This is a genomic window from Streptomyces sp. SAS_281 (assembly GCF_052542855.1).
Map to the genome: position 1 here is coordinate 1 of NZ_JBMNDO010000029.1, position 15,829 is coordinate 15,829.

Below are 15,829 nucleotides of genomic sequence, written 5' to 3' on the forward strand. Positions count from 1 at the left end.
TGACGCGCCGGTCACCGGGTCCGCGCCGGGCGCGCCCGGCCCCTCAGCCGCCCGGAGTCCCGTCCACCTTGAAGTCCATGGTGACCTTGCCGCCGACCACCGACTTCGCGGTGACGGTGACTCCATACCGCGTACCGCCGTGGGTCAGTCGGCAGCGCACCGTGGCGCCGACCTCGGCGGGCAGGTTTCCGGGGCAGCTGAAGGCGTCGGGCTCCTTGCCCATCTGAGCCGCGAGGGCGGCCTTGCCCTGGCGGGCGACTGCGGCCTGGTCCACGGAGCCGGACGTGCCGGTGTCCACGCCCGCCGCCTCGGTCGGCTGCGCGGAGGCGCTGGGCATGGGGTCGGCGGCGCCACCGCGGCCGGTTCCGCCGCCGCTCTTGTGGTCCGTGTCCGACTTGCCGCCGCCGGTCACCGTGCAGCGGCCGGACTCACCGGCCTCGCAGGACGCGTCCCCGGGGGCACGCCCGCCCTCCTCCTTCGGTCCTGCGGAAGCCCGTTCGGCGGTCTCGTGCTTCTTGACGGGTTCGTCGCCGCCAACGCTGGAGGAACAGCCCGAGACGAAGAACAGGACAAGCGCCCCAGCCGCCGCTCCGGCCGCCATCCGACTCCGCACGGACTGCTGCATGGGACTCCCTAGCTTGGATGTACACGCCAAGAACTGGCTTGCCAAGCTACCACCGGGCCCCGAACGCGCGACCGAAGCAGGTGCGGTCAGGCGTACGTCCACCGCCAGGAGCTTCCGCTCTGGCTGCACCTGATCCGCGCACCGGACGCGTTCGTCGTCACGGCGCCGTGGTCGCTGTTGCGGCAGAACTGGCCCGCGCTGTAGCAGTTGCCCGCGTTGGAGCGGATCGAGCAGGTGCTGGTGGCCTTGGTGCCGCCGCCCCCGGACGAACCGCCGCTCCCTCCGGACCGGGACCCGGAGGACGCCGCCTTGGTGACGGTGGTCGTGACGGTCGGGCCGGGCACCTTCACGGTCTTCGTCTCGGTCACCGTGGGCGCCGGTGCGGGGGTCGCGGTCTCGGTCGCCGTGGCCGTGGCCGTGACGGTCACCGTGACCGCGGGCGCCGGTCGGGCGCTCGCCGCCGCGTCGCCCTTCCCGGACTCCGAACAGCCGACCGCCCCCAGGGCGAGCAGGGCCACCCCGCCGATCCATATCCGCGCGCGCCGGTTCAACGCCTTCGGCATGTAGTCCCCCCACAGGTCTCGGCATATGCCTCATCGAGTGAGGTGACCGTATTACCTCGAACGAGATGTGGGGAAGTTGCGAAGGGCGAGTGATCACATTGTGATCAACCGAGAGGCCGCCGGAGACCGAAACCCGCTCGCGCTCCGGCGTCCTTCCGCCTAGCCTTCCCCGCCATGGCCGACGACTGCTTCGCGCACCCGCTCCTCGCCACGCTCTACGACCCGCTCGACCCGAACCGCGGCGACCTCGACGCGTACGTGCGGATGGCGGAGGAGTTCGGCGCGCACCGCGTACTCGACATCGGCTGCGGGACCGGGGTGTTCGCCCTGCTCCTGGCGGATCGCGGGAAGGACGTCGTCGGGGTCGACCCCGCGCGGGCGTCCCTCGATGTCGCCCGGGCCAAGCCGGGCAGCGAACGGGTGCGGTGGATCTGCGGCGACGCCACACGACTGCCGCCGCTGCGCGTCGACCTCGCGACGATGACCGCGAACGTGGCCCAGGCCATCGTGGACCCCGAGGACTGGCGGGCCACCCTGCGGGGCGCCCGCGAGGCGCTGCGGCCCGGCGGACGGCTGGTGTTCGAGACGCGGGTGCCGGCGCGGCGGGCCTGGGAGGAGTGGACGCGGGAGCAGTCCCACGGCGTGACCGAGGTCGACGGGGTCGGCCCGGTGGAGACGTGGGTGCAGGTCACCGAGGTGTCCGGGCCGCTCGTCACGTTCCGCTGGACCTACCGGCTCGCGGCGAACGGGCAGGTGCTGACCTCCGACTCGACGCTGCGCTTCCGGCAACGGGAAGGGATCGAAGCGGACTTGGAGGCTGAGGGCTACACCGTCGAGGAAGTCCGCGACGCTCCCGACCGCCCGGGCCGCGAGTACGTGTTCGTGGCCCGCCGGGACTGACCCGGAGCGCCCGGGTCCGTGGCATCATCCCGCCGTGACTCCCGACGAGATCGAACGATCCGCCACTCCCGTCGAGCGCCGACTCGCCGGCCTTGCACTCAATCCGGCCGCCCCCGAGGACATCCTGCTACGGCTGCTCACGGGCGAGTCGGCCGCCGTACGGATGGCGCTCTGCAGGGACCGGGCGCTGCCCGAGGCCGTGGTGGACGCGGTGGTCGCGCACCCGGACCCGTACACACGGAGCTTCCTCGCCCGCAGCCGACACGCCGAACCGGAGCAGCGGGCCCGGCTGGTGGACGACCCCGACTGGTTCGTCCGGGCGCATCTGGCCGACGGTCCTCTGCCGGACGAGGACGGCTGTCCGGTCAGACCGCTGCCGGACCGGACCGTCACGCGGATCCTCGAGACGTACGAGGACGACCTGATCGGGATCGGGCTGGTGCGGCAGATGTCCCTGGAGTTCCGGCAGGGCACGGCCACCCATCCGCTGGCAAAGGTCCGGCAGAGGGTGGCCGGCCTGCACTGGCATGTGCTGGCGCCTTGGGCGCGGGCAGCGCTGCTGGCCGATCCGGACCCGGGTGTCAGGGAGGTGTCGGCCCGCATCCAGCGGTGGTGGGAGCGGCGCCGAGACCCGGACGAGGTGCGGGAAGATCTGCCCGACCACCCCTGCCACGCACGCTCGGACCTGCTGATGCACGGCGCACTGGCCCCGGACGTGGTGGCCGCCGCCCTGGACACGGACGGCACGTGGGCGGTGGCGGGCAACACCAGTACACCGGCCGAGACCGTCGCCCTCCTCGCCCGGCACGCCGACCCGAAGGTACGGATACGGGTCGCCGAGCGTCCCGACCTCGCCCCCGCCCTGCGCGGCGCGCTCGCGGTCGACCCCGACCCGGGCGTACGTCTGGCCCTCTCCGTCCATCCGGCGCTGACCGAGGCGGAACGGGCCGCGATCGACTACGTGGTGCCCGGGGACGAGGAGTACGGACACTGCCGGTTCCGGTACGCGGACCCGGCGCAGCTGCGCCATGACGCGTTGTCCGGGCACCCGTGCCTGCGGCGGCAGGCGGCCCGGGACCCCGGGCTCCCGGCCGACCTCGTAGCAGAGCTCGCGGACGACCCGGACCTCGGCGTCCGGGTACTGCTGTGCCAGAACCACCCGGACGCCCCCGCCGCGCTGTTGCTCCGCAGCTTCCTGGAGTACACCGGCCGCCACCGGTGGCACCTCACGCGCCGCTCCGCCTTTCCCCGGAAGGGCCTCGCCCGATTCGCCGATGACGAGGATCCGGCCCTCCGCCGCCTCGCCCTGCTCGACCCACGGCTCGGCCCGGAAACGACGGACCGGCTCACCCGCGACCGGGACCCGCTGGTCCGCGCGGACGCGGCCCGCCATCCCCGACTCCCCCCGGCCCGGGTCACCGAACTGCTCGACGATGCCGAACTGGCCCCCAGGGCCGCCGCGAACCCGGCCCTCCCGCCTGCCACGATGGACGCGCTGGTGGTGTAGGCGGGCCGCCAGGCCGAGCGACCCCTCACCCCAGCCCCAGCGCGGCGCGCTCCGCCTCGATCAGGGTCTCCATCAGCTTCTCCGGGTCCACCGTGCAGTCGCTGTCGTCCAGGGCGTCGTAGTTCGCCGCGCTCAACGGCAACCCCATCGCGCCCAGTTCGGCGGCAAGCTGCCCGTACGCCACACGCTCGTCCGGTTCGTCCTGGTAGGCGGACCGCTCGAAGGCCACCGCCTCCGTCAGGGTGGAGCCGGCCATCTGCCAGAGCGTGAACTCCGTATCCAACTCGATCGGCCGACCGGCCGGTTCGCCGGATGCACCCAGTAGCCGACCCACCCCTTGCCGCCCTTGGCGACGAGTTTCCCGTACTCCGCCATCCGCGCGACTCCGGCGTTGACCGCCCGCATCTCCGGGTCCGCCAGCTCCTGTTCGCTCAGGTAGCCGGTATCCAGGAAGGGGTGAAGCTCGCCCTCCTCGAAGAATTCGAGGCCCAGCAGGTGCGCGAGCTCCGTGCGCCCCGCCCACTGCGACAGCAGCAGCACGCGCAGATCGTCCGGCACCGGCCGCCCGTCCAGCCGCTCGCGGCTGAACGCGGCGAGCCGTTCGTCGTCCATGGTGTCCCTCTCGTGGGTCGAAGCAGCGGGCCCTACAGATACGCCGCGTATGCGTCCAGCGTCCGCAGGACCTCCGGTTCCGGGGCCGGGGGCAGCTGGAGGACGACCTCCTCGATGCCCAGGTCCGCGAGGCGGGCCAGTTTGCCGGGGGACGGGAGGACCGCGTACGGGACGACGTGGAGGTCCTTCGGGTCGCGGCCGGCCGCCTCCCAGGCGGTGCGGAGGAGGGGGACGGACTCCGAGAGGCCCCGGCCGCCGATGGGCAGCCAGCCGTCGGCCGACTCCGCGATCCGGTCGAACAGCCTGGGGCCCGCCGCGCCGCCGATCAGGGTGCGCGGGCCCTGCGGCCGGTGCGGCTTCGGGTGGGCCTCGCTGGCGCGGACGGAGCCGAACTCACCCTCGTACGCCGTGGGCTCCTCCGCCCACAGCGCCCGCATCAGCGCCAGGCGCTCGCGGCCCAGGCGGCGGCGGGTGGACCACTCGACGCCGTGGTCGGCGGCCTCCTCGACGTTCCAGCCGTAGCCGATGCCCAGGGTGAAGCGGCCGGCGGAGAGGTGGTCCAGGGTGGCGATCTGCTTGGCCAGGTCGATGGGGTCGTGCTGGGCGATCAGGGTGATGCCCGTGCCCAGGGTCAGCCGCTCGGTGACCGCGGCGGCCTGGGCGAGCGCGACGAAGGGGTCCAGGGTGCGGCCGTACTCACGGGGCAGCTCGCCGCCCGCCGGGTAGGGGGTGTCGCGGCTCACCGGGATGTGGGTGTGCTCGGGCAGGTACAGCCCGGCGAACCCGCGCTGTTCGAGCTGGTGCGCCAGCCGCACCGGGGTGATCGTCTCGTCGGTGAGGAAGATCGTGGTGGCGATCCGCATACGAAGGCACCTCCGTGTTGTCCCGTGAAGGCCAACGTATGCGGTCCGGGGCGTGAAGCCGAGACCGTACGGGGCGGGGCGGGGGGGGACGTGGTCGCCCCGGCCGCCCCGGCGCGTCTCAGCCCTTCGTGGCCGCGTGCATGGCGTACGGCGCCTTCGGTGCGCGCATCGTCGCCGGTTCGAACGCCACGGTGGCACCGGCCGAAGCGATCCGCGCGGTGGTGGACGTGCCCGGGTAGAACCAGCGCCAGCTGCCCGCACCGCTCGCGGTGACGGTCGCGGAGAGGCGTCCCGAGCTGTCCGTCTTCACCGTCTTCACGGTCGTGTACGCGCTCGCGCCCGCCTTCCGGAACTGGAGCCGGACGCTCTGGCCCCCGTACCCCCGGTACTTCAGCGCCTCCCAGTCCGCCCGGCGCAGGGTGCCGGTGACCTTGACCTGCCTGCCGCCGGTGAGCGGGCTCGGACCGGTCGCGGCCGCGGTCAGGGTCGCGGCGCGCTTGAGCTCGAACGGGGCGACGCAGTCGAAGATCCAGTAGTCCCCGTCGTTGGCCTGCACGTTGCCGTACGCGCACCAGCGGCCGGCCTCGTCGTTGGCGTTCTCGTCGCTGTAGTCGGGGAAGTACGCCGGTACGAGCCGGACCGTCGCCGTGCATTCCGACGTGGTGGCGCTCAGCTTCTTGCACGACTTGGCGACCGTCTCGGCCGTGCCGCCTCCCGTCGCGTGGGAGAAGGTGACGAGCCGGTACAGCTGCTTGACCCCCGAGTCGTCCCTGACCGTCACCTTGATCGGGAACGTCACCGTCCTGCTGACGCCCACGATCACGTTCTTGCCGTTGTTGGTCACCCCCTTCGTGACCCGGATGTCTCCCCGCCCCTCGGCGTTGGCCGCCGTCGTGCCGAGCACGGTCATCGCCGCCACGGCGGCCACCGTGCTCCACAGCACGTGTCTTCGCATGTGTCCCCTCCTCATCGCAACACCGCCCCGGCTGCCGGGGCGGGCGCGTCGGCACAGCGTAGATCCGAGCACCTCAGCCCCCGTGCCCGGCCACCGGCTCAAGGGCGCCCATCGTCCGCAACCGCTGCTCACAGCACCGCCGTTGCCACACCGCCACCCCCGCCACCGCCACGCCCAGCGCCAGCCAGCCCGGCGGGCCCGCGGCCATGACCACGCCGGTGAGGAGCGGCGGGCCCGCCGACTTCTGGATGGACTGGGACATGCCGGCCACGCCCAGGTAGGCGGCGCGTTCGTCCGGCGGGGCGAGCAGGACGGCCAGTTCCCAGGAGCTGACCGAGCGCATCAGCTCCGCCATCGTGACCAGGACCGCCGCCGCGAGCAGGGCCCCGGCCGCCGCCCAGGTGCCGCACCCGGTGGACGCGGCCAGCAGGGCGCAGGAGGCGAAGAGCAGTACGCCGTACAGCAGCACCGCCCGCACCGCCCGGCGCGGGCCCTCCGCCCGTCGCGACACGGTGAGTTGGAGCAGGACGACCAGCACGGTGTTGATGACCAGGAAGGCCGGGACGAGGGCGTGCGGGGCGGAGGTGCGGTTGACGAGCCAGAGCGGGAGGCCGACGCCGAGCACCGAGTCGTCCAGGTTCATCGGGATGTCGAGGAGCACGAAGCGGAGGTAACCGGCGTCCCGCCAGGGGCCCTTGGCGCCCGGACGGGACGCCTCCGGGCGCTTCGGCCCGACCACCCCGACCACCCCGCCCGGCTCCCCCGTACGCCACACCAGCGCGGCGGCGACGAGGAAGGAGAGCGCGTTGCCGAGGATCAGCGCGCGGTACGCGTCCGTCGTGCCGGCCGCCAGGCCGATCGCGGCGAGTCCGGCGCCCAGCCCGTAGCCCGCGTTGGCGGCGCTGCGGGACAACGCCTGGTAGGCGGCGCGCCGTTCGCCCGCGGCGCGGGTGGCGAACAGCATCTCCAGGGTCTTGGCCGCCCTGTCGCCCAGGTAGGTCACGGCGACCACGACGAGCAGCGCCTCGAAGCGCGTGCAGAGCAGCACCAGCGTGAGGGTGACGAGGCGCAGCAGGTGGCAGCCGATGAGCAGCGGGCGCACCGGGAAGCGGCCCGCGAGGCGTCCGGCGAGGGGTGAGCCCGCTATGCCGGCGACGCCCGCCGTGCCCAGCAGGACGCCGATCTGCTGGGCGCTGAGGTGGGTGACGAAGGTGAGGTAGAGGACCGAGGAGGCCGCCCACAGGCCGGTGCCGGCCCGGTCGACGGCCAGGGCGCGCAGCATGATCCGGGCGTCCCTGCCGCCCGGTGGGTCCCGCAACTGGGTCAGGAGTCCCGCCTGTCGACTGCCCGTCCGGACGCCCCGCACCGCACACCCCAAAGTATCTCGACATCAAGAGACCTACCGACCCGCGAAGCCTGCCCGGATCTTCTCTTGATGTCAAGATGCTTGATGTCGACAGAAATGCCCACCCGGCACGCAGAGGGCGACGCACAACCGACGTCCTGTCGGTGTGCGCCGCCCTGAGACGCTGCCGGCGGTGTCCGCCGGCCACGCCCTACTTCGGCTCCCGGTCGAACTGCGCCCTGGACCAGTAGTAGCCGAGGACCGCGAGGCCCACGCACCAGCCGAGGGCGATCCAGCCGCTGTTGCCGATCTCCGTGCCGAGCAGCAGTCCGCGCAGGGTCTCGATCGCCGGGGTGAAGGGCTGGTACTCGGCGATCGGCTGGAACCAGCCGGGCATCGAGTCCAGCGGGACGAACGCGCTGGAGATCAGGGGCAGCAGGATCAGCGGGGTCGCGTTGTTGCTGGCGGCCTCCGCGTTGGGGCTGCCCAGGCCCATGCCCACGGCGATCCAGGTGAAGGCGAGAGCGAACAGGGCGAGCAGGCCGAAGGCGGCGAGCCATTCCAGGACGGTCGCGTCGGTGGAGCGGAAGCCCATGGCGACCCCGACCGCACCGACGAAGACGACGCTCATCAGCGTCCGCAGGACACTGCCCACCACATGGCCGAAGAGGATCGAGCCCCGGTGGATGGCCATGGTGCGGAAGCGGGCGATGATGCCCTCGCTCATGTCCATGGAGACCGACACTGCCGTGCCGACGGTGGTCGAGCCGATCGTCATGAGCAGGATGCCGGGCACGATGTACGCGATGTACGCGTCGCGGCCCGCGCCGCCGCTCATGGTGTCGCCGAAGATGTAGACGAACAGCAGGAGCAGCATCACCGGGGTGAGCAGCAGGTTCAGGGTGAGTGAGGGATAGCGCCTGGCGTGCAGGAGGTTGCGGCGGAGCATCGTGGCCGAGTCGCGGGCGGCGAGGGAGAGGGTGCTCATCGGACGGTCTCCTTGGTCGGGGCGGGGATGGCGGCGTCGATGCCGGCTTCGGTCTCGGTCAGGGCGAAGAAGACGTCGTCCAGGTCGGGGGTGTGCACGGTGAGTTCGTCCGCCTCGATCCCGGCGGCGTCCAGCCGGTCGAGGATGGAGCGCAGGATGCTCTGGGTACCGTCGCTGGGGAGTTGCAGGGCCAGCGCGGCGTCGTCGCGGACCGCGTCACCGCCGAGGTGGGCCGCCGCGTCCCGATAGGCCACCGGGTCGGAGAACCGCAGCCGGACGTGCCCGCCGGGCACGATCCGCTTCAGCTCCTCGGCACTGCCCTCGGCCACCAGCTTCCCGTTGTGCAGGACGGCGATGCGGTCGGCGAGTTCGTCGGCCTCCTCCAGGTACTGGGTGGTGAGGAAGACGGTCACACCGTCGCCGACCAGACCGCGGATCATCTGCCACATGCCGTGCCGGCTGCGCGGGTCGAGGCCGGTGGTCGGCTCGTCCAGGAAGATGATCCTGGGGTTCCCGACGAGGGTCATCGCGATGTCGAGGCGGCGCTTCATGCCGCCGGAGTAGGTGGACGCGGGCTTCTTCGCCGCGTCCGTGAGGTCGAAGCGCTCCAGGAGCTCCGCGGCGACCCGCCGCCCCTCGGCCTTGGGCAGGTGGTGCAGGTCCGCCATCAGGAGCAGGTTCTCCTCGCCGGTGATCAGGCCGTCGACGGCGGAGAACTGCCCGGTGACGCCGATGGCGGCGCGTACCGCCTGCGCGTCGGTGGCCAGGTCGTGGCCGCCGACGCTGATCGCGCCGGACCCTTCGCCGGGTGGGATGAGCGTGGAGAGGATCTTGACGGCGGTCGTCTTGCCGGCGCCGTTCGGACCGAGCAGCGCGAACACCGTTCCGGCCGGGATGCTGAAGTCGATCCCGTCGAGCACGGTCTTGTCGCCGTACGCCTTGCGCAGTCCGTTCGCCGCGATGGCCGGGTTCGTCATGGTGCGACTCCTTCTTCTTTACAGGGGGAGGTGCTTTACGAGGCGGTCAGAGGCTGCGGGCGGTGATGTCGCCCTTGGTGGTGGTCGCGCGGATGGTCAGGGCCGGCGCGCCGTCGTTCATGAGGGCGTTGTCGATGCGCCCGACGACGGTGCTCGCGTCGAGCACGGCCGGGACACCGCGCGCCGCGACGACGGTGATGTCCCCGAGCTGGGTGCTGAGGGTGAGCTCGCCGCGGGTGGCCTCCTCGACGGTCACGTCTCCGCGCTGGATGCTGAGCTCGCCGGGCCCGGTGAGGCGGCGGACGATGACGGCGCCGTCGTGCGCCGAGATCCGGGCGCTCGCGGCCTCGTCCACCTTGACCGAGCGGTAGCCGCCCTCGAACACGATGTCCCCGAGGCGCCCGACGCCCCGGAACTCCGCGGCCCCCGCCTGCGCCTCGACGTGGGAGCCGGCGGGCAGCTGGACGGTGATCTCGACGGACCCGGGGTCACCGAAGAGCCGGTTGCGCCCCTCCTTGGCGGCCCGGATGTCCAGGACGCCGTCGGCGTAGGCGACCTCGACGCGCTCGGCGGCCTTGGCGTCGCGGCTCTTGGAGGGGTCGGCGGGCAGGACCTCGACCACGGTGTCGGTGCGGTCGGCGGCGATGAACCGGATGCGACCGGCCGAGATGTCGACGTGGGCGGTGACGGCGGCGGGGGTGTCGAACTTCGGCATGGTGCGCTCCCTCTGGGATCTGGCGAACCGGGGTGGCTCGCGCTTTCCGATGAGAGAAACGCTACGTTGCATTCACGAACCCGGCAACACACTTGTTGCATGACAGTCGCGTAATCGCACGTCAGAGTAGAGAAGTTGGAGCAATGAGCTCCGGAGTAACGCAACGACCACCCCGCGTTTCGTTGCAATGAACTGTCAGCGAACGCTATAGTCGGCGCACCGGCCACCGCACGGCCGCACCCGCGCCACGAAGGAGTACGCGATGCCGGGAGGCAGGCTCACCCAGCAGGAACGCCGCCAGATCGGCCGGGGCCTGGCCGACGGCCTGGCCTATGCCGAGATCGCGAGGCAGCTGGACCGCCCCACCTCGACCATCACCCGCGAGGTGACGCGCAACGGCGGCCCCGCCGGCTACCGCGCCGACGTCGCCCACCGCACCGCCGAGCAACGCGCCCACCGCCGGAAGAACCCCGCCCCCCGCGACGCGCACCCGGGCCCGCAGCCCCACGGCCGGGACGCCGAGGCGGTACGCGCGTTCGAGGAGACGTTCACGACGGTCGTGACGGCCTCGGGCGCCCCGCTGATGATGTCGAGGGTCCTCGCGGCCCTGACCCTCAGCGACACCGGCAGCCTCACCGCAGGCGAACTCGCCGCGCACCTGAAGGTCAGCCCGGCCTCCGTCTCCAAGGCCGTCGCGTTCCTGGAGACCCAGAGCATGGTCCGCCGGGAGCGCGAGGGGCGCCGCGAGCGGTATGTCGTCGACGACGACATCATGCACCAGTCGATGATGGCGAGCGCCCGCTCGACGGCCCAGCTCGCCGCGACCGCCCGGGACGGCGTGCCCGTCCTGGGCGCGGACACGGCGGCGGGCACCCGCCTGGAGAACATGGCCCGCTACCTGGACTTCGTATCCGAGTCGATAGCGCGCGCCGCCGACCAGGCCCGGGCCATCCTGCACACGAAGGCCCCGGACAACCCGGCCTGACGGTGGCTCACTTCCGGTACAGCTCCTCGATCTCCCCCGCGAAGTCCCGCGCGATCGCGTCCCGCTTCAGCTTCAGCGACGGCGTGAGGTGGCCGCCCTCCTCGGTGAAGTCCACCGGCAGCACGGTGAACTTGCGGATCGACTCGGCGCGGGAGACCAGGCGGTTGGCCTCGTCCACCGCGCGCTGGAGCGTGGTGCGCAGCTCCTCGTCGTGGACGAGTTCGCGCATCGGGACGTCCTGCTTCTTGCGCATCCGGCACCAGTGCGCGAGCCCGTCCGCCTCCAGTGTGATCAGGGCCGTGATGAAGGAGCGGTTGTCGCCGACCACCATGCACTGGCTGACCAGCGGATGGGCGCGGAGCCAGTCCTCCAGCGGGGCCGGGGTGACGTTCTTGCCGCCCGACGTGATGATGATGTCCTTCTTGCGGCCGGTGATCGTGAGGTAGCCGTCCTCGTCGAGCGCGCCCAGGTCGCCCGTCGCGAACCAGCCGCCGTCGAGCACGGGGACCGCCGCGCCGCGCCCGGCGTCCCAGTAGCCCTGGAACACCTGCCCGCCGCTGAGCAGCACCTCCCCGTCGTCGGCGATGCGTACGGCGGTGCCGGGCATCGGCCACCCGACCGTGCCCAGGCGGGGCTTGAGCGGCGGGGTGACCGTGGCGGCGGCGGTCGTCTCCGTCAGGCCGTAGCCCTCGAAGATCTCGATGCCGGCGCCCGCGTAGAACGCCGCGAGCCGCCGCCCCAGCGGGGAGCCGCCGCAGATCGCGTACCGGACGTGCCCGCCGAGCGCCGCCCGGATGCGGCGGTAGACCAGCGGGTCGTACAGCGCCCGGGCGGCACGCAGCCCGAGGCCGGGGCCCGGGCCCGTGCCGTGTTCGGCGGCCTCGACGGCCTGCCCGTACCGCTGGGCGATCCGGGCGGCCCGGTCGAAGGAGGAGGCGCGGCCCATCTTCTCGGCGGTGGCCCGGCCCGTGTTGTAGACCTTCTCCAGGACGTACGGGATCGCCAGCAGGAACGACGGCTTGAAACCGGCCAGGTCGGCGAGCAGGTCCTCGGTCCGGATCGACGGCGCGTGGCCGAGCCGGACCCGGGCGCGCAGGCAGCCGATCGCGACCATCCGGCCGAAGACGTGCGAGAGCGGCAGGAACAGCAGGGTCGACGCGGGGTACTTGCTCACCGACTTGAAGACCGGGTGCAGCAGCTCGATGGCGTTGTCGACCTCGGCGAAGAAGTTGCCGTGGGTCAGCACGCACCCCTTCGGGCGGCCCGTGGTGCCCGAGGTGTAGATCAGGGTGGCCGGGGTCTCCGGCTCCAGGGTCGCGCGGCGCTCGGCGACGGCGTCGTCCGGGAGATCCCTGCCGAGCTTCTTCAGCCGGCCGAGCGCGCCCGTGTCGAACTGCCAGAGGTGCGCGAGCCCGGCGAGCTGCTTGCGCTCCTGGCTGATGAGCCGGCCCTGGTCGGCGGACTCGACCGCGCAGGCCACGGCCCCGGAGTCCTGGAGGATCCAGCGGGCCTGGAAGGCGGACGAGGTCGGGTAGATGGGCACGGTGACCAGGCCGGCCGCCCAGGCCGCGAAGTCGAGCAGCGTCCACTCGTACGTCGTACGGGCCATGATCGCGATCCGGTCGCCGGCCCGCAGCCCCTCCGCGATCAGGCCCTTGGCGACGGCCAGCACCTCGGCGGCGAAGCCGGCGGCGGACACGTCCTGCCAGCTGCCGTCCGGCTGCTTGCGGCTGAGGACGGCCTCTGCGGGGGCTTCGCGGACGTTGTCGAACGGGATCTCGGCGAGCGATCCGCGCCGGACGGCCGGGGCGAACGCCGGTACGGAGACCTGCCGGACGGTGCCGCGGGCGTCCCGCTCCACCGTCGGCTCGACCAGGGCGGGGACGGTGGGGGCGGGGGAAGGTGCGGGTGGCGTGGACACGTGCGGCTCCTCGGCAAGGGGGACGGGCGGTTCACTGGGGGGGGACGACCGGTCGTGCGGGGCGGGGCCGGACGGCGACACATCCAGCCCCGCCGGCGTCTGAGGCGCGGGGCCCGGGGCGGAGCCCCGGTTCCGGGAAGGGGCGGGGAGGGGAGAAGGCCCCGCGCAGCGGCCCCCTACGCCCCGTCGGACGACGAGGCGCCGCGTTCGAGGATCGCCGTGACGCCCTGGCCGCCCGCCGCGCAGATCGAGATGAGCCCCCGGCCGGGGCCGTCCCGCTCCGCGAGGAGCTTCGCGAGGGTGGCGACGATGCGGGCGCCCGTCGCGGCGAAGGGGTGGCCGGTGGCGAGCGAGGAACCCGCGACGTTCAGGCGGTCCCGGTCGACGGGCGAGAGCCCCTGCTTCTCCCAGGCGGCCAGCGTGGCCAGCACCTGGGAGGCGAACGCCTCGTGGATCTCGAAGAGGTCGAAGTCCTCGATGCCGAGACCGGCCCGCTCCAGCAGCCGGGGCACGGCGTACGCGGGCGCCATCAGCAGCCCGTCCTCGCCGTTCACGTAGTCCACCGCGGCGGTCTCGTACAGCGAGAGGTACGCCTGCGGTTCGAGCCCGTGCGCCTCGGCCCACTCCTCGCTCGCCAGGAGCACCGTCGCGGCGCCGTCGGTGAGCGGCGTCGAGTTGCCCGCGGTCATCGTCGCGTCAGGGTGGTCCGTGCCGAACACGGGCTTCAGCGTGGCGAGTTTCGCCTCCGTGGAGCCGGGGCGCAGGTTCTGGTCGCGTTCCAGGCCCTGGTACGGGACGACGAGGTCGTCCAGGAAGCCCCGTTCGTACGCGGCGGCGAGCCGCTGGTGGCTGGTGGCGGCGAGGCGGTCCTGCTCGGCGCGGCCGATGTCCCACTGCCGGGCGGTGAGCGCCGCGTGGTCGCCCATCGAGAGCCCGGTGCGGGGTTCGGCGTTGCGCGGGATGTCCGGGACGAGGTGCCGGGGCCGTACGCCCGCGAGGGCCTTCGCCCGGGCGCCCGCCGACTTCGCGCGCCGGACGGAGAGCAGCAGCCGGCGCAGTTCGTCGTTGACGCCGAGCGGGGCGTCGCTGGTGGTGTCCGTGCCGCCCGCGATCGCGGAGTCGAGGGCCCCGAGCATGATCTTGTTCGCGGCGGCGATCACCGCCTGGAGGCCGGTGCCGCACGCCTGCTGGACGTCGTACGCGGGGGTGCGCGGGTCGAGCTTCGAGCCGAGGACCGTCTCGCGGGCCAGGTTGAAGTCGCGGCTGTGCTTGAGGACCGCGCCCGCCGCGAACTCGCCCACGCGCTCGCCGTGGAGCCCGAACCGGTCGACCAGGCCGTCGAGCGCGGCGGTCAGCATCTGCTGGTTGGAGACCTGGGCGTAGGGCCCGTCGGACCGGGCGAACGGGATGCGGCTGCCACCGATGACCGCGACCCGGCGGGGCTGCGGGAGTGCGAGGGGAATCAACTCGACCAACTCATCTCGACCAGCTCCTGACTCTTGAGTAACCTTACTCCAGAGTAAATCTACGACCGAGCAGGGAGTCTGGACAATGGCCGACCGCTATCTGCACCTGACCGGCACGGCACCCGGCAAGTTCCTCACCCGGAAACTCGGTCTCCCGCAGCCCGCCCGGCTGCGCCGCTGGACCCTGGAGACACCGACGCTCACCGGCCCCGTCCTCCACCTCACCGCGGGCGCGTCCGCCGTCACCGAGGAGCTGGCGGCGGCCCTCACCGCCACCGGCCTGGAGGTCGTCGCGCGCGCGGACCGGCCCGCCGCGCTCGTGCTCGACGCCACCGCCGTCGACACCGCCGCCGGGCTCGGGGCCGTACACGCCGCCCTCCACCCGGTCGTCCGCTCGCTCACGCCCGGCGGCCGGGTCGTCGTCATCGGGGTGCGGCCCTCACCGGACGACCATCACCAGGCCGCCGCCCAGCAGGCCCTGGAGGGCTTCACGCGCTCGCTCGGCAAGGAGATCGGCAAGGGCGCCACCGTGCAGCTGGTCCGGGTCGCCCCGGCCGCCGTCGCCTCCGTCGAGTCCACCCTGCGCTTCCTGCTCTCGCCCCGGTCCGCGTACGTCAGCGGCCAGGTCATCGAGGTCACCGACGCCGCCCCCGACCCGGTCCGCGACTGGGCCGCCCCGCTCTCCGGCCGGACCGCCCTCGTCACCGGAGCCGCCCGGGGCATCGGGGCCTCCGTCGCCTCGGTCCTGGCCCGCGACGGCGCCCGGGTCATCTGCCTGGACGTCCCGCAGGCCCAGGACGACCTGGTCCGCACCGCCGACCGCCTCGGCGCCACCGCGCTCCCCCTCGACATCACCGCCGAGGACGCCGCCGACCGCATCGCCGCCGCCGCGCCCGACGGCCTCGACGTCCTCGTCCACAACGCCGGCATCACCCGCGACCGCCGGCTCGCCAACATGGCCGCCGACCGCTGGGCCCAGGTCATCGACGTCAACCTGGACAGCGTCCTGCGCACCACCGACGCGCTGCTGAAGGCGGGCACGGTCAACCGGGGCGGCCGGATCGTCGCCACCGCCTCCATCGCGGGCATCGCCGGCAACAACGGCCAGACCAACTACGCGGCCAGCAAGGCAGGCGTCATCGGCCTCGTCCGCTCCCTGGCCCCGCGCGCCGCCGCCGACCACGGCGTCACCGTCAACGCGGTGGCCCCCGGCTTCATCGAGACGAAGATGACCGCCGCCGTCCCGCTCCTCATCCGCGAGGCGGGCCGCCGGATGAACTCCCTCGCACAGGGCGGCCTCCCGGTCGACGTCGCCGAGACCACCGCCTGGTTCGCCCAGCCCGCGTCCGCCGCCGTCAACGGCCAGATCGTCCGGGTCTGCGGCCAGAGCCTGCTGGGGGCGTGACC

General features: G+C 72.9%; 16 protein-coding genes. 4 read left to right on the forward strand and 12 right to left on the reverse strand.

The genetic code is table 11. The annotated features are described in order from the left end of the window. Positions 1–43: 43 nt before the first annotated feature. Complete coding sequence (locus tag ACN6LM_RS13525; protein ID WP_445065594.1) at positions 44–625, reverse strand: DUF4333 domain-containing protein; 582 nt, start codon at positions 623–625, stop codon at positions 44–46. An 86-nt stretch (positions 626–711) separates the two neighbouring features. Continuing rightward, positions 712–1,188 carry a hypothetical protein gene (locus ACN6LM_RS13530; RefSeq protein WP_445065595.1) on the reverse strand — a complete coding sequence of 159 codons (477 nt, stop codon included), beginning with the start codon at positions 1,186–1,188 and terminating at the stop codon, positions 712–714. Positions 1,189–1,362: 174 nt separating this feature from the next. On the opposite strand from ACN6LM_RS13530, the gene ACN6LM_RS13535 reads away from it, so the two are divergent. Both ACN6LM_RS13535 and ACN6LM_RS13540 read left to right on the forward strand, forming a co-directional pair. Beyond that, complete coding sequence (locus ACN6LM_RS13535; RefSeq protein ID WP_445065596.1) at positions 1,363–2,088, forward strand: class I SAM-dependent methyltransferase; 726 nt, start codon at positions 1,363–1,365, stop codon at positions 2,086–2,088. Positions 2,089–2,122: 34 nt separating this feature from the next. Next, positions 2,123–3,595, forward strand: coding sequence for a hypothetical protein (locus ACN6LM_RS13540; protein WP_445065597.1), 1,473 nt, complete (start codon positions 2,123–2,125; stop codon positions 3,593–3,595). A 25-nt stretch (positions 3,596–3,620) separates the two neighbouring features. On the opposite strand, the gene ACN6LM_RS13545 is transcribed toward ACN6LM_RS13540, so the two are convergent. The 8 genes from ACN6LM_RS13545 to ACN6LM_RS13580 all read right to left on the reverse strand — a co-directional run bounded on the left by ACN6LM_RS13545 (position 3,621) and on the right by ACN6LM_RS13580 (position 10,050). Beyond that, positions 3,621–3,851, reverse strand: a complete 231-nt coding sequence (locus ACN6LM_RS13545; RefSeq protein ID WP_445065598.1) for a hypothetical protein — start codon at positions 3,849–3,851, stop codon at positions 3,621–3,623. Then, positions 3,833–4,207, reverse strand: a complete 375-nt coding sequence (locus ACN6LM_RS13550; RefSeq protein ID WP_445065599.1) for a hypothetical protein — start codon at positions 4,205–4,207, stop codon at positions 3,833–3,835. Before ACN6LM_RS13550 ends, ACN6LM_RS13545 begins: the two co-directional genes overlap by 19 nt. A 32-nt stretch (positions 4,208–4,239) precedes the next feature. Continuing rightward, positions 4,240–5,070 carry an LLM class F420-dependent oxidoreductase gene (locus ACN6LM_RS13555; protein WP_445065600.1) on the reverse strand — a complete coding sequence of 277 codons (831 nt, stop codon included), beginning with the start codon at positions 5,068–5,070 and terminating at the stop codon, positions 4,240–4,242. A gap of 118 nt (positions 5,071–5,188) precedes the next feature. Next, positions 5,189–6,025: a hypothetical protein gene (locus ACN6LM_RS13560; protein ID WP_445065601.1), complete on the reverse strand. Its 837-nt coding sequence runs from the start codon at positions 6,023–6,025 to the stop codon at positions 5,189–5,191. Positions 6,026–6,098: 73 nt separating this feature from the next. Continuing rightward, positions 6,099–7,307: an MFS transporter gene (locus ACN6LM_RS13565; protein WP_445065602.1), complete on the reverse strand. Its 1,209-nt coding sequence runs from the start codon at positions 7,305–7,307 to the stop codon at positions 6,099–6,101. Positions 7,308–7,581: 274 nt separating this feature from the next. Further along, entirely contained in the window at positions 7,582–8,358 is a 777-nt protein-coding gene (locus tag ACN6LM_RS13570; RefSeq protein ID WP_445065603.1) for an ABC transporter permease, read from the reverse strand. Beyond that, a complete protein-coding gene (locus tag ACN6LM_RS13575; protein ID WP_445065604.1) occupies positions 8,355–9,335 on the reverse strand; it encodes an ATP-binding cassette domain-containing protein in 981 nt (326 codons plus the stop codon). The genes ACN6LM_RS13570 and ACN6LM_RS13575 overlap by 4 nt, the downstream gene beginning before the upstream one ends. Before the next feature lie 46 nt (positions 9,336–9,381). Continuing rightward, positions 9,382–10,050, reverse strand: a complete 669-nt coding sequence (locus ACN6LM_RS13580) for a hypothetical protein (RefSeq protein ID WP_445065605.1) — start codon at positions 10,048–10,050, stop codon at positions 9,382–9,384. Positions 10,051–10,312: 262 nt separating this feature from the next. Here ACN6LM_RS13580 and ACN6LM_RS13585 point away from each other — a divergent pair, with 262 nt between their 5' ends. Continuing rightward, a complete protein-coding gene (locus ACN6LM_RS13585) occupies positions 10,313–11,035 on the forward strand; it encodes a helix-turn-helix domain-containing protein (RefSeq protein ID WP_445065606.1) in 723 nt (240 codons plus the stop codon). Positions 11,036–11,042: 7 nt separating this feature from the next. Here the strand turns inward: ACN6LM_RS13585 and ACN6LM_RS13590 are convergent, their stop codons facing one another. Both ACN6LM_RS13590 and ACN6LM_RS13595 read right to left on the reverse strand, forming a co-directional pair. After that, the gene (locus ACN6LM_RS13590) at positions 11,043–12,956 is read right to left on the reverse strand and encodes an AMP-dependent synthetase/ligase (RefSeq protein ID WP_445065607.1); all 1,914 of its coding nucleotides are present in this window, start codon (positions 12,954–12,956) and stop codon (positions 11,043–11,045) included. A gap of 176 nt (positions 12,957–13,132) precedes the next feature. Beyond that, positions 13,133–14,431 carry an acetyl-CoA C-acetyltransferase gene (locus tag ACN6LM_RS13595; protein WP_445065608.1) on the reverse strand — a complete coding sequence of 433 codons (1,299 nt, stop codon included), beginning with the start codon at positions 14,429–14,431 and terminating at the stop codon, positions 13,133–13,135. Positions 14,432–14,507: 76 nt separating this feature from the next. Here ACN6LM_RS13595 and ACN6LM_RS13600 point away from each other — a divergent pair, with 76 nt between their 5' ends. After that, positions 14,508–15,827 (forward strand): 3-oxoacyl-ACP reductase, encoded by a 1,320-nt coding sequence (locus ACN6LM_RS13600; RefSeq protein ID WP_445065609.1) that lies wholly within the window; start codon positions 14,508–14,510, stop codon positions 15,825–15,827. Positions 15,828–15,829: the final 2 nt, after the last annotated feature.

What these genes read in the sequence shown, in the direction of transcription:
- ACN6LM_RS13525 (WP_445065594.1), bottom strand. Translation starts at nt 625, where the DNA reads ATGCAGCAGTCCGTGCGGAGTCGGATGGCGGCCGGAGCGGCGGCTGGG.
- ACN6LM_RS13530 (WP_445065595.1), bottom strand. Translation starts at nt 1,188, where the DNA reads ATGCCGAAGGCGTTGAACCGGCGCGCGCGGATATGGATCGGCGGGGTG.
- ACN6LM_RS13535 (WP_445065596.1), top strand. Translation starts at nt 1,363, where the DNA reads ATGGCCGACGACTGCTTCGCGCACCCGCTCCTCGCCACGCTCTACGAC.
- ACN6LM_RS13545 (WP_445065598.1), bottom strand. Translation starts at nt 3,851, where the DNA reads ATGGCCGGCTCCACCCTGACGGAGGCGGTGGCCTTCGAGCGGTCCGCC.
- ACN6LM_RS13550 (WP_445065599.1), bottom strand. Translation starts at nt 4,207, where the DNA reads ATGGACGACGAACGGCTCGCCGCGTTCAGCCGCGAGCGGCTGGACGGG.
- ACN6LM_RS13555 (WP_445065600.1), bottom strand. Translation starts at nt 5,070, where the DNA reads ATGCGGATCGCCACCACGATCTTCCTCACCGACGAGACGATCACCCCG.
- ACN6LM_RS13560 (WP_445065601.1), bottom strand. Translation starts at nt 6,025, where the DNA reads ATGCGAAGACACGTGCTGTGGAGCACGGTGGCCGCCGTGGCGGCGATG.
- ACN6LM_RS13565 (WP_445065602.1), bottom strand. Translation starts at nt 7,307, where the DNA reads ATGCTGCGCGCCCTGGCCGTCGACCGGGCCGGCACCGGCCTGTGGGCG.
- ACN6LM_RS13570 (WP_445065603.1), bottom strand. Translation starts at nt 8,358, where the DNA reads ATGAGCACCCTCTCCCTCGCCGCCCGCGACTCGGCCACGATGCTCCGC.
- ACN6LM_RS13575 (WP_445065604.1), bottom strand. Translation starts at nt 9,335, where the DNA reads ATGACGAACCCGGCCATCGCGGCGAACGGACTGCGCAAGGCGTACGGC.
- ACN6LM_RS13580 (WP_445065605.1), bottom strand. Translation starts at nt 10,050, where the DNA reads ATGCCGAAGTTCGACACCCCCGCCGCCGTCACCGCCCACGTCGACATC.
- ACN6LM_RS13585 (WP_445065606.1), top strand. Translation starts at nt 10,313, where the DNA reads ATGCCGGGAGGCAGGCTCACCCAGCAGGAACGCCGCCAGATCGGCCGG.
- ACN6LM_RS13600 (WP_445065609.1), top strand. Translation starts at nt 14,508, where the DNA reads ATGGCCGACCGCTATCTGCACCTGACCGGCACGGCACCCGGCAAGTTC.